The sequence below is a fragment of the Mucilaginibacter pineti genome, assembly GCF_900101875.1.
In the GTDB taxonomy this organism is placed as follows: Bacteria; Bacteroidota; Bacteroidia; order Sphingobacteriales; family Sphingobacteriaceae; genus Mucilaginibacter; species Mucilaginibacter pineti.
Map to the genome: position 1 here is coordinate 83,148 of NZ_FNAI01000017.1, position 14,223 is coordinate 97,370.

The 14,223-nt window shown below is 45.6% G+C and carries 6 protein-coding genes; all 6 read left to right on the top strand.

Annotated features, from left to right (window positions below):
- The first annotated feature begins 111 nt into the window (after positions 1-111).
- The 6 genes from BLS59_RS26445 to BLS59_RS26470 all read left to right on the top strand — a co-directional run bounded on the left by BLS59_RS26445 (position 112) and on the right by BLS59_RS26470 (position 14,222).
- On the top strand, positions 112-3,480 hold the full coding sequence (locus BLS59_RS26445) for a TonB-dependent receptor (RefSeq protein WP_162842780.1): 3,369 nt from the start codon (positions 112-114) through the stop codon (positions 3,478-3,480).
- Positions 3,481-3,532: 52 nt separating this feature from the next.
- Entirely contained in the window at positions 3,533-5,029 is a 1,497-nt protein-coding gene (locus BLS59_RS26450) for a RagB/SusD family nutrient uptake outer membrane protein (RefSeq protein WP_091155126.1), read from the top strand.
- A 149-nt stretch (positions 5,030-5,178) separates the two neighbouring features.
- Complete coding sequence (locus BLS59_RS26455) at positions 5,179-7,965, top strand: alpha-L-rhamnosidase (protein WP_240315348.1); 2,787 nt, start codon at positions 5,179-5,181, stop codon at positions 7,963-7,965.
- Between the two features lie 473 nt (positions 7,966-8,438).
- Positions 8,439-9,590 (top strand): acyltransferase family protein, encoded by a 1,152-nt coding sequence (locus tag BLS59_RS26460; protein WP_091155131.1) that lies wholly within the window; start codon positions 8,439-8,441, stop codon positions 9,588-9,590.
- A 14-nt stretch (positions 9,591-9,604) separates the two neighbouring features.
- Positions 9,605-11,902, top strand: a complete 2,298-nt coding sequence (locus tag BLS59_RS26465; protein ID WP_091155135.1) for a beta-N-acetylhexosaminidase — start codon at positions 9,605-9,607, stop codon at positions 11,900-11,902.
- A gap of 10 nt (positions 11,903-11,912) precedes the next feature.
- The gene (locus BLS59_RS26470; RefSeq protein ID WP_091155139.1) at positions 11,913-14,222 is read left to right on the top strand and encodes a glycoside hydrolase family 3 N-terminal domain-containing protein; all 2,310 of its coding nucleotides are present in this window, start codon (positions 11,913-11,915) and stop codon (positions 14,220-14,222) included.
- Position 14,223 lies beyond the last annotated feature (1 nt).

A 14,223-nucleotide genomic window follows, 5' to 3' on the forward strand; every position in this document is an offset into this window, starting at 1 on the left:
AAGTTTCATTAACAGACACATTAACCCAAACACGACGAAGTTATGCAAATAAACTTTAGGGGTAAACTATTTTACGTCCCTGGTAAACCAACCTCAAAACTGTTTTTGACCATGAAATTAACGGTCCTACTCATTATTATCGGCTGTTTGCACCTGAGTGCCAAAAGTTTCTCGCAAACTATAACGCTTAGTACCAACGGTACCGCTATTGAAAAAGTATTTACCGCTATTGAAAAGCAAAGCGGCTATTACTTTTTTTACAAATACAAGGAAATAAAGGGTGCCAAGCCTATAACCCTTAACCTTAAAAATGCCACGCTTGACGAAGCCTTGCAGGCCTGTTTCAAAAACGAGCCTCTTACCTACACCATCGAAAACAAAACGATAATTGTAAATAAAAAGGAGGCCGTTGCGGCTAATGATAAGCCGGCTGATAAGATCACGGTAACAGGTACGGTGCTTGATGCCAGTAACCAGCCGCTGCCGGGTGTAAGCATCCACGTAAAAGGAGCAACCGACGGGGTTATTAGCGGTCCCGATGGCAAGTACAGCATAAAGGTTGATGATAATGCGGTTTTACAGTTCACTTTTCTGGGTTTTAAAATGAAGGAAGAGCCGGTAAACAAGCGTACATCAATTAACGTAATAATGCAGGAAGACAGCCGCGACTTAAAAGAAGTTGTAGTAATTGGCTACGGTAACCTGGAACGTAAGGATGTTACCGGTGCGGTAGGCTCTGTAAAAATGAGCAACATAAAGGAAATAAAGGCCGCCAGTCTTGACCTTAAACTTGCCGGTCAGTTGGCCGGTGTTACCGTAAACCAGGTAACAGGTACGCCGGGCGGTGGTGTATCCATCAATATCCGCGGTGCAGGTTCGGTAGGTGCGGGTGATGATCCCTTGTACGTGGTTGACGGCTTCCCTTTATCTCCGGGCTTCGATCAGTATTCAAACCCATTGAGTACCATTAACCCTGATGATATTGAAAGCATCAGCGTATTAAAGGATGCGGCTTCCACAGCTATCTACGGTTCGCGCGGATCAAATGGTGTTATATTAATAAACACCAAAAGGGCTAAAAAAGGAGAATCGAGCGTAACGGTAAATACTTCTACAGGTTTGCAATCTATACTTTCGGGCAGTAAGTTAAAAATGATGACGGCCGAGCAGTATGCACAATGGCGTACAGAAGCATTACAAGATCTTGATAAAGCCAACGGTGTACCATATAACATTGATCAATTACCGGTAGCATTCAGAAATCCTAAAAAGCTTGGTGCAGGAACCGACTGGTTTGATGCCGTAACCCGTACTGCACCACTGCAAAATTACGATGTTACCGTTGCCAACGGAACGGATAAAGTACGGTCGTTGTTTTCAATGGGCTTTTTTAACCAGGAAGGTACTTTATTAAATACAGGCTTTAAAAGGTACTCCATGAAAGCCAATATGGATGCCGATGTGGTAAAGAACGTAACAGTAGGCCTTAGTATAGCACCTACTTATAGTTTAAGGAATTTACAGGAAACGGATGGCCATTTTAACAGCGGGGTATTAAGCCAGGCCTATTTGGAAAGCCCCCTTACCCCGGTTAAACAGCCGGATGGCTCTTATACAAATGTTATAGGTTCGCCGGGTAATACTAATATTGCGGGTACTTCAGAAAATGCCAACCCTGTTAGCGAGCTGGTAAACACCCGGAATGATCGCAAGGAGTTTCGCGCCTTGGCCAATACTTATATTAACTGGCAAATAATTAAGGGATTGGATGTAAGATCAACCTTTGGTATTGATTACCAGACCAAATCGCAGGATTATTTCCGCCCATCATATCTCGGAGGGTTCCGCATACCAAATTCTGATGGAACACAGGTAAAAGCTATAGGTTCTTTCACCTCGGCCAATGTTTTAAACTGGCTTAATGAAAATACCATCAATTACAAAAAAACCTGGGGAAACCATACGTTAACCGTGTTAGGTGGTTATACCATTCAACAGGAAGAAGATCATAGCCGGTTAACATTCGGGTCTGGTTTTCCAGACGATGTTATACAATCTGTAAATGCAGCAACAATTGTTACTGCAAGCGCGGGTGACGAAAAATGGCGGTTATTGTCGTTTTTAAGCAGGGTAAATTACTCATTTAAAGATAAATATCTATTGAGCGCATCCATCCGTCGTGATGGTTCATCAAGGTTTGCAGTAGGCCACCAATGGGGAACCTTCCCATCAGTATCCGGCGGATGGCGCATCTCTGATGAATCATTTTTTCCTAAAACAGATCTGATAGACGAAATTAAATTTACCGGTAGTTACGGTTTGGCAGGTAACAACAATGTGGGTAACTATCAATCCATACCCGGTGTAGATCAAACCAATTATACTTTTGGTGGTGTACTTGCCCCCGGCGCTTCATTAACCCAACTGGGTAATACAGAACTGGGCTGGGAAACCACAAAGCAATTAGATATTGGTATGGATCTGTCATTATTTAAAGGCCGGGTTTATTTAATTGCCGAATACTATAATCGTTATACCGAAAGGATGCTGCAATACTTAGGGGTGCCGCCGGCATCCGGTTATGATGGCGCATTAACCAATGTGGGTAACGTACGCAACAGGGGCTGGGAGTTTACCTTAACAACAAAAAATATTATTGGCCAGGGCTTCAACTGGACTTCGGACTTTAACATATCATTTAACCGCAACAAGGTGATAAGCTTAGGCCAAACACCACAAATATACGATGCTCCTGCTGGTGATAACCCTGCCAGTATCACCAAGGTGGGTTACCCGCTGGGACAGTTTTATGGCTATATTTTTGAAGGGATCTATCAAAACCAAAAAGACCTGGATAGCAGCCCGCATTTTGCCGATGCACAGGTGGGCAACATAAAATACAAAGACGTAAGCGGTCCGGATGGAAAACCCGATGGGGTAATTGACACTTACGATCAAACTATTGTAGGTAACCCCTGGGCTAAATTTACATTTGGTTTCAACAATCACCTGTCATACAAAAACTTCGACATGAATATTGTTACCGCAGGTTCGGTAGGCGGTCATGTGTTTGATCTTTACAAACAATTTACCACCAACCTTGATGGTATATTTAATGTAGAGCAATCAGTTATACAGCGCTGGCGTTCTGAAAAACAGCCCGGTGCAGGCCTTATACCAACCACGGTTTCAAATACAGGCTATGCCCGTGATTTTTACCCTTCATATTGGGTTGAAAGTAATTCATACCTGATGTTTAAGGATATCTCTTTGGGGTATAATATCAAAACAAAGTTCAGCAGAAATTTCAGGGTATATTTTAGTGCGCAAAACGCAATTTTAATAACCGGTTATAAAGGAGGCAATCCCGAGGTTGGTATAGACGGACAGGATGGCAACCGTTCACTTTCGCCAAATGTAAATTTCACCGGGTATCCTGTTTCGGCTGTTTATACACTGGGTTGTAATGTTACATTTTAATTAAACCGAAAGTTTATTAAACGATTTGTTTTAAACAATAATAACTAAACAGATGAAAAAATATATATACCTTTTTATCCTTGCCGCGTTTGCTACTGCAGGCTGCAAAAAGGATTTTTTAAAACTGCAGCCTACCGATACACAAAACCAGGCCAACTTTTTTAAAACAGAAGGCCAGTTCAGGCAGGCAATTAATGGCGCTTATGCCCCGTTACAAAATTTATACAACGGTTACTTCTGGGCAATGGCCGAAATGCGTTCTGATAATACCTCATATGAATACAATGATGGCGACCGCTCTACCTCTGTTACTTTCAGGGAGGAGATAGACGAGTTCAGAGAGCTGAATAATAATGAAACAGTGGGCGAGTTTTTTGGCATTTGCTATACCGATATAAGCAGGTGTAACTTAATCCTGCTGAATTTACCGGCGGCTAAATTAGCCCCCGCCGTTGCAGATACCATAGGCGGGCAGGCCAGTTTTTTAAGGGCATTCAATTATTTTAACCTGGTGCGCATGTATGGCGATGTTCCGCTGGTACTTACCGAAATAAAATCAATAAGTGATGCATTTGATGTAGCCAAAAAAACTACCGCTGCAAACATTTATACCCAGGTAATTGCCGATGCTACAGATGCCATAGCTAAGCTCCCTGTTTCATATAACTCGCCAAAAGACAAAGGCAGGGTTACTAAAGGTACCGCCGAAACCATGCTTGCAGAAGTTTACATGACCCAGCATAAGTTTGACCTTGCAATACCCTTGTTACGTGCTGTTATAGCTTCTGGCCAGTACGGATTAAATAATGACTATGCCGATAATTTCCGCATCACCACAAAAAACAGTAAGGAATCGATATTTGAGATCCAGTACATGGAAGGGCCAAACGGACTGGGCAGCGACTTTGTAGATACCTTTATTCCCTGGGATTACTATGATAGCGACATAACAGGTCATGATATAGCCAACAGCCTGGTAAACGGCTGGAACATTCCTACCCAGGATCTTTTAAACGCATACGAAGACGGAGATACACGAAAGGACGCTTCTATAACCGATTTTACATCTGATGAGTATGGCATCGAACTGCCTTTTATTAAAAAATACCAAACCAAGAGTGCCGAACAAGGTATAACAGCACAGGATTTTCCGGTATACAGGTATGCCGATGTTTACCTGATGCTGGCCGAGTGTTTAAATGAGCAGGGTTTTACAGCAGGTGGCGATGCGTTTAAATACCTTAACCTGGTAAGGGAACGCGCCGGTTTAGGCGATAAAACAGCTAATAACGATGATGACGCCCTGAATGTACCCAACCAGGAAGCTTTTCGCGCGGCCATTGCCCATGAAAGGCAGGTTGAACTGGCCTTTGAAAACCACCGCTGGTTTGATCTGGTACGTACAGGTAAAGCAGTTGAAGTGATGACCGCCCACGCCGTTCGTGAAAGAGCTTATAAAACAGATTCATGGCCAATAGCTACATCGGCTTATAAAAATATCCGTTTAGTTTATCCATATCCATTAGCAGAGTCAAACCTCGAAAAATAACATCGTATTTGTGGCCCTGTAAAACTTTTATGGGGCCACAATACGTTTATAATATAGTATTGCAATAGTGGTATCATTTTTAATTAAATGTTATAACAACAATATCGCATATTAAAACAAAATCGTTCTTAAAGCTATATATAAGTGTAATGAATAGCACCCAGTTAACAAGCATGCTCAAAAAGGTGTGCTTGAGTATCGTCACCTTATCTTTTTTATATCAACCCGGTTTTTCACAGGTGCAGCACGCGCCTGTTCCGTTCAGGGTTGATAACTTAACCTGCGAGTATAAGACCAACCCAATAGCTGTTGATGCCGGTAACCCCCGCATGAGCTGGAAGCTTATTAGCCTGGAGCGGGGCATTCAGCAAACCTCGTATGAGCTGCGTGTGGGCAACAACGCGGTGTCATTAACCAAGGGTAAAGATCTGATCTGGACGTCGGGCCGTGTGTTTTCTGATCAGTCGGTACACATTTATTATGGCGGGCCCATGCTGTCATCGCGCCAAAAAGTATACTGGCAGGTGCGTGTATGGAACAATAAAAACCAGGCATCGCCCTGGAGCATGGTTAACTTCTGGAAAATGGGTTTACTAAAACCTACCGACTGGACAGCCAAATGGATCCAGGATAATTATACATCGGATACCACCGGCGGCCCAAGCCCCATGTTCCGCAAATCGTTTAAGTTAGATCGTAAGGTACGCGCGGCGCATTTATACATCAGCGCTCACGGTGTTTTCGAAGCAAAACTGAACGGCAAAAGGGTAGGCAATGATTACTTTGCACCCGGCTGGACGAGCTATAACAAACGCATTCAATACCAGGTTTATGATGTTACATCAAGCCTGCAAAAGGGCAACAATGCCGTTGGCGTAACCATTGGCGATGGCTGGTACCGTGGCTATACCTATAATCGTAAAAAAGATGTTTATGGTAAAAAGCTGGCGCTGCTGTTTCAGCTCGAAGTAGTGTATACCAACGGGCAAAAACAAATCATCACATCCGATAAAAGCTGGAAAGTGGCTTATGGTGCTATCCGTTCTTCCTCATTTTTTGATGGCGAGTTATATGATGCCCGTAAAGATAAACTCAACTGGACAAGCCCTTTATACAAAGATCAAAACTGGGATACCGTACGGGTTGATGAAACCATTAAGGATAATCTCATCGCTACATCGGGTCCAAGCGTTAAAAAGCACGAGAAATTTTTACCCCTTAAAGTATTTAACACCCCCGAGGGCGACCGCGTGGTTGATTTTGGGCAAAACCTGGTAGGCTGGGTACAGTTTAAACTAAAAGGCAAAGCCGGTGATACCATAAGGTTATTCCATGCCGAAGTGCTGGATCAGAAAGGGAATTTCTACACCAAAAACCTGCGCACCGCCAAACAGGAGATCACCTATGTTTTTAAAGGCGACAGTGCCGAAACTTACGAACCACATTTCACCTTCCAGGGGTTCAGGTATTTGAAAGTAGTGGGCTATAGTGGTCCGCTTGATTCAACTAACCTGGCGGCATACGCGTTATATTCAGATATGGCGCAAACGGGTAAATTCTCCACCTCAAACCCGCTCATTAACCAGTTGCAGCATAACATTCAATGGGGCCAGAAAGGTAATTTTATTGATGTACCAACTGATTGCCCGCAGCGCGATGAACGCATGGGCTGGACGGGCGACGCGCAGGCCTTTTGCCGCACCGCAACCTTTAATATGGATGTGGCAGGCTTTTTCACCAAGTGGCTAAAAGATCTTTCGGCCGATCAGCATAAGGATGGGGCGGTACCGTACGTAATACCCAATATGCTGGATAGCGCATCCTCGGCGGCATCGGGCTGGAGTGATGTATCAACCATTGTTCCCTGGAATATTTATTTGGCCTACGGCGATAAACAAGTGTTGCAGCAGCAGTACGAGAGCATGAAAAAATGGGTGGGTTATATCCAGTTCCATAGTCGTAATTACCTTTGGGATACCGGTAACCACTTTGGCGACTGGCTATTTTACGCAGGCACCAATTATGAAGACGGTGCGGCCCTTACCGATAAAAACCTCATAGCCCAGGCATTTTATGCACATTCTACTCAATTGCTTATCAATGCCGCCAAAGTATTGGGCAAAAATGATGATGTAGCTACATACACCCAACTACTGGGCAATATAGTAAAGGCATTTCAAAGCGAATACGTTACGCCAAACGGCCGTATGATTTCGGGTACGCAAACATCCTACGTGCTTGCCCTTAATTTCGATCTGCTGCCTGAGAACCTGCGCGAATCTGCGGCTAAGCGGTTGGTAGGCAATATTGAAGATTACGACGACCATATTACCACTGGCTTTTTGGGTACGCCCTACATTTGCCACGTATTGAGTCGCTTTGGCCATACCGATATGGCTTACGAGCTGCTCATGAAAGAATCATACCCATCATGGCTGTATCCGGTTAAAAACGGCGCCACTACCATTTGGGAACGCTGGGACGGCATAAAACCCGACGGTAGCTTTGAAGACCCCGAAATGAACTCCTTTAACCACTACGCCTACGGTGCTATTGGCGATTGGATGTACCGCGTTATAGCAGGTATCAATACCGATGAGGCTTCTCCGGGTTTTCATAAGATCCTTATAGCGCCGCATCCGGGTGGCAAGCTTACCAGTACCCAGGCCGAGCTGGAAACCATGTATGGCAAAGTAAAATCGGCATGGAGCATTGATAACAATATTTTCACCTTTGATGTAATTGTGCCGCCCAACACTACCGCTCAGGTTATACTACCGGCAGTAACCGACCAGATAACCGAAAACGGCCTCGACATAAACACCGAAAAAGAAATTACCGGCATAAGAAAAGTTGGCAACGACGAATACCTTGAAATAGGCTCGGGCACCTATCATTTTGTTTACACGATGAAGATTCCGGCTAAGAAAAAATAGTTTATTTAGAATAGGTGCGGGCGTTGAGGCTAAAGAAAAACAAAAAAAGGGCTGTCATGCTGAGCCTGTCGAAGCATAGTGGGCAAAGGCCTCTACGCGCGACCCTTCGACAAGCTCAGGGTGACAGGCCTAAAGGGCTCAAAAAAATTGCTGTAATACCGTCATTGCGAGGTACGAAGCAATCTCTACGGAAGAAGGTCAGGTCCAGACAAGGCCGGTCTGTATAGCTTTGGGATGGGTAGAAAGACTTACGAAGTTTTTAAAACTTCGTAAGTCTGGCATCTACGCTCTCGCAATGGAGTTAAAAAAGGGGCTGTCATGCTGAGCCTGTCGAAGCATAGTGGGCAAAGGCCTCTACGCGCGACCCTTCGACATGCCCAGGGTGACATGCCTAATGAGCTCAATAAAATGGCTTTAATATCTCACAATGGCGTGGTTTAGTAATACGAAATGTAAATAATAAGAAAAATACGATGGCAAATACCGTAGTTGGCGATAAAGCCACAAGTACCAGTCGCCCGCGGCTGCTTTCGCTGGATTTTTTTCGTGGCTTTACGGTGGCGGCCATGATCCTGGTTAACGATCCCGGCGATTGGGGCCACATTTACTGGCCGCTGGAACACTCCAAATGGAACGGCTGCACCCCTACAGACCTGGTGTTCCCCTTCTTCCTGTTTATGGTGGGCGTATCCATCGTATACGCCATGCAGGCAAAAAAAACCGGTGAAGCCGGGCATGGCAAGGTGATCCTATCCATTTTACGCCGTACGCTCATTATCTTTTTATTAGGCGTTTGTCTGCCGCTTATCGGCAATTTCGAATTTGCGCACCTGCGTATCCCCGGTGTTTTGCAGCGCATTGGTGTAGTGTTTGGCATTACCGCTATCCTGTATCTTAAAACAGGTGTCCGCACGCAAATTATTATTGCTGTTAGCTGTTTAATAGGCTATTATCTGCTCATGACGTTGGTGCCCGTGCCTGGTTTTGGTCAGCCTAATTTAGATCCCGAAACCAATTTAGGTGCCTGGGTAGATAGGCTGGTATTTACCTCCAATCACCTATGGGGCCAATCAAAAACCTGGGATCCCGAGGGTTTATTAGGCACTATTCCCGCCATCGGTACCTGCCTTTTAGGGGTATTCACCGGCACATGGCTCAAAAGCGACAAGCTTAAAACCGGCAGCCAGATCTTAGGACTCACCGGTACGGGCGCACTGCTGGTTATAGGCGGCCTAATCTGGAATACGTTTTTCCCCATCAACAAAGCCTTGTGGACAAGCTCATTTGTGCTGTTAACCGCCGGGCTGGCCATCATTATCCTTTCCATTTCTTACTGGCTTATTGATGTAAAGGGATACAAAAAACTTATCCCGCCTTTCCTGGCCTTTGGGCGCAATGCCATAGCTGCCTACGTTTTGGCTGATGTTATTCCAAGCCTGTTATCTGTTATCCCGGTAAGCTATCATGGCCAAAAAAGCAATGTATGGTCGTGGATGTATTTTACCTTTTTTACTCCGTATTTGTCGCCCATAAATGCGTCGCTTGCTTCGGCAATACTTACAGTTATCATTATATTTATACCGGTATGGATCCTCTATATCAAAAAGATAACCGTTAAAATTTAAATCCCCCTTAATAAATGAATAAGCTCATCAATCCCAAAATACTTTTTAAACGGCTGGCGTTTTCCTTAGTAGCTATTTGTTTGTCGCTTACACAAGTACAGGCGCAGTTTCACATTATTCCGCAGCCACTGCATTTATCGGCACAAAAGGGGTACTTTAGTTTAAGCAGCAAGAATATTATCGGGGTTGATAAGGAGAGCGAGGCAGTTGGGAATTACCTGCAAACCTATCTCGCCCAAAATTATAAGCTGCATTTAAAGGTAAAGGTTTATGCCAAAGTACCCGCAACAGCGGCTATAAAACTGGTTACCGGCAGCACTGCCGGTAAAGAGGGTGCTTACGCTTTAAAGGTTACGCCGGGTAAAATAGCCATAGCAGGTAACGGTGCAGGTGTCTTTTACGGTGTGCAATCATTAATACAATTATTGCACACCGTAAAACCTGCTGCAATACTGCAGGTAATGGCGTGTGATATTGCCGATGAACCGCGCTTTCAATGGCGGGGTTTGAGCCTCGATGTATGCCGTCATTTTTTTACGGTTGAAGAAGTTAAAAAATACATCGACGTAATGGCGCATTACAAACTCAATGTATTTCACTGGCACCTTACCGACGATGAAGGCTGGCGCATTCAGATTGATAAATATCCGAAACTTACCGAGGTTGGCGCAAAGATCAGTTACTACGAAAAACTGGGCAAGTTTCGCAAGCTGGATAATTTGATTGATGGCGGTCGTGATGGTTTTTATACCAAGGACGATATCCGCAGCGTGATAAAATATGCGCAGGACAGGTTTATCACCATCCTGCCCGAAATTGAAATGCCCGGCCATAGTGAAGCCGCTATATTCGCCTATCCCGAGCTGGGCTGCCAGGACTCTACCGGGGCCAAGCATCGCGTTCGGATGCTTGATCCAAGTGAGCATACCTTTACCTTTATGGAGGATGTGCTTACGGAAGTTATCGCCTTGTTTCCCAATCAATATATCCACATTGGTGGCGATGAAGCCGAGATGATCGACTGGCTGAAAAGCCCTACGGCGGTTGCTCTGATGAAAAAGGAGGGTTTAACAAATGAAAAAGAGATCCAAAGCTATTTTATAAAACGCATCGAAAAATTCCTCATCTCCAAAAATAAAAAACTGGTAGGCTGGGACGAGATCCTGCAGGGGGGACTGGCCGAATCTGCCACGGTAATGAGCTGGCAGGGCGAAGCCGGTGGTATTGCCGCCGCCAAAATGCACCACCACGTAATCATGACCCCGCTGCCATACATGTACTTTGATGCCCCACAGGCCAATGAAGATCTGGAACCAATAGGCTGGAACCCGCCGGTTACCTGGCAAATGGTGTACAATTACGAGCCGCAATCAAAAGAGCTTACACCCGAGGAAGCCGCTTATATTTTAGGGGTGCAGGGCAACATCTGGGTAGAGAAGATCCCTAACCTGCCACACCTCGAATACATGGTTTACCCCCGCGCCCTCGCCCTTGCCGAACTGGCCTGGAGTGCTAAGGAGGATAAAAATATAGATAGGTTTGAATACAAAATGAAACAGCAGTACGGTCTGTTTAAACTCTGGAACCTGAACGCCCGCCTGCCCGATATTGTAGGGGTTGATAACCTGGTTACCAATAAAGATCAATATAACCTCACCCTGAAATATCCTTTAGTAGGTGCCAAAGTGCGTTACACGCTTGATGGCAAAGCACCGGATAGTGCAAGCACTGCCGTTAACTTCCCGGTAAAAATTGCGCGGACGCTAAAGGATAGCCTTTTTCTAAAAACCTACACCACCTGGACGCTTAACAAACAGCACATCCGCCAGGTTGCGTATATAAAGCACATAACCGTTGATCCGGCCAAAGAAAGCGCTGCGAAGTTAACGCCGGGCCTTAGCTATAAGCTTATAAAAACAAAAGAAACCAATCCCGCTAAACTGGATACCGTGACGGTTGCAGTAACGGCCATAATAAATTCGGCGGTACCTATGGTGCAGCCCGTTACCGATGGTAATATCACCTGGGCAAAATTTAGTGGTTTTATTAAGATAGATACAGAAGGCGATTACGAGATAACCTCGGGATTTGAGATTAGTCCGGAATTGTTGCTGGATGGCGAGGTAATTATCTCACGGGGGAAAAACACTTATGTAGAACCGCAGAAGGCCTTGCTTCACCTTAAAAAGGGCATCTACACTTTAGCCGGCGAATATATTGCCGATGCCCTGAACACCAATCAAACGCTTATCCGCCTTAAAACGGCCGGTGGCAAGGAGCTTAATGCCGAAAGTTACCTGTTTCATTTATAGCTAACCAACAATGATGCAAAAAAAATGGAGCTTATTCATAATTGCTTTAAGTATGCTGGCAACGGCGCAGGCGCAGGTGTACAAAGATGCCAAAGCCCCGGTTGATGCAAGGGTGAAAGACCTGCTTGGTCGCATGACACTGGAAGAAAAAGTTGCACAATTGAGCATGGGGTCGCTTAAAGGTTCGTTGGATAATCCGCTGGCTTTGGGTGTTTGCGAAAGCCCTTTTGTCACCATAAATGAAATAGCATCCCTATCTTTAAAAGCAAAAAAATACGCGCGCGAGCAAACCCGCCTTGGCATTCCGCCTATCCAGATAGGGGAGTGTTTGCATGGGCAGCTGGCCTCGGGCGCAACCATATTTCCGCAGGCCATTGCGCAGGGCAGCAGTTGGAACCCGGCGCTTATTGAGCAAATGGGTTCGGTGATAGCCTATGAGGCATCGTCATCGGGTATGGATCAAGCCTTATCGCCACTGTTCGATCTCATCCGCGACCCACGCTTTGGCCGCGTAGAAGAATGTTTTGCCGAAGACCCTTATCTCGTGAGCCGTATGGGTACGTCATTTGTTATCGGGATGCAGGGGCAGCCGACGCAAAGTCGTTTGGGTATTGGCAAGGATAAGGTGATGTGCACCGCTAAACATTTTGCCGCTTACAGCATCCCCGTTGCAGGTATTAATTTAGGCCCGGCATCATTAGGCGAGCGCGAATTACGGTCGATGTTTTTGCCGCCTTTCCGGGCTGCGGTACAGGAGGCCAATATTTATTCGGTAATGCCATCCTACAATGAAATGGACGGCGTGCCCGCCCATGCCAATAGCTTTTTGTTAGATAAAGTGCTGCGTAAGGAGTGGGGTTTTAGAGGATATGTGTTTTCTGATTATGAGGGCCTGAAGATGCTGTACAGTTTTCAACAGATAGCCAAAAATGCCGAGGATGCCGCCCCCTTAGGCCTCAACGCCGGTGTCGACCTGGAAGCGCCAAGCCCCGATGTTTACAGCAAGCTCGTGGGGCTTGTAAAAAGCGGCAAGGTGAAAGAAGCGCAGATAGATACCGCCGTTGCCCGCATCCTCACGGCCAAATTTAAAGCCGGCCTGTTTGAAAAACCGTTGGTTGATACCACGCAGCTTAAAAAACGGGTACACACCCCGGCGCACATCGCCTTATCCCAGCAAATTGCCGAGGAATCCATCATCCTGTTAAAGAACGATAAAAACCTGTTGCCGCTGAATATCAATACACTAAAATCGCTGGCGGTTATAGGCCCTAACGCTAACCAGGTACAATACGGCGATTACAGTTCCACCCGTGACAGTCGCTCAGGTACAACTGTTTTGGATGGTATTAAGCAATTGGTAGGCAATAAAGTAAAGATCAATTATGCCAAGGGCAGCACCCTAAGCACCCAGGATAAAAGCGGCTTTGCCGAAGCCGTTACTGCCGCCAAAAACAGCGACGCGGTGGTAGTAGTATTGGGTACAACCAGCGTAGTATTCTCCGGCATCGGCTGGAACGGCCATGCCCCCGAAAGCGAACCCAAAGATCCTTTTACCTGCGGCGAAGGTTACGACGTTACCGATATTAACCCCGAAGGTGTACAGCGCGAGCTGCTGCAGGAAATTTATAAAACCGGTAAACCCGTAATACTGGTGCTGGTCCACGGCAGGCCCTGGAGCATTGCCTGGGAAAAGGAAAACATTCCCGCCATTTTAGAGGCCTGGTATCCCGGCGAAAAGGGTGGGGCGGCTATCGCCAATATCCTGTTTGGGAAGGTTAATCCATCGGGGAGGTTAAATGTGTCTATCCCGCAGTCGGTTGGGCATATTCCGGTGTTTTATAACCATACCAATACAGGTCGCGGATTTTATCACAATCCCGGCTCGCCGGATAAGCCGGGGCAGGATTACGTTTTTTCATCTCCCGATGTGCTGTTCCCGTTTGGTTATGGCCTAAGTTATACTACGTTCAAATACAGTAATATGCAGGTATCATCCACATCTTTCGATAAAAATGGCGAGGTGCAGGTTACCGTAGATGTAAGCAATACCGGCCATGCAGAAGGTAAAGAAGTGGTGCAAATGTATCTTGGCAATAAAGTAAATTCGGTAACTACGCCGGTAATAGCTCTTAAAGGTTTTGATAAGATAAACCTAAAACCCGGCGAAACCAAAACGGTAAGGTTTACCATCAAACCCAAAGACCTTTCCATATGGAACATTAATATGCAGCAGGTAACCGAGCCGGGTACTTTTGATGTAATGATTGGCCGTTCGGCCGAGGATGTGGTGCTTAAAAAAACTTTGGAGTATAAGGAATAAG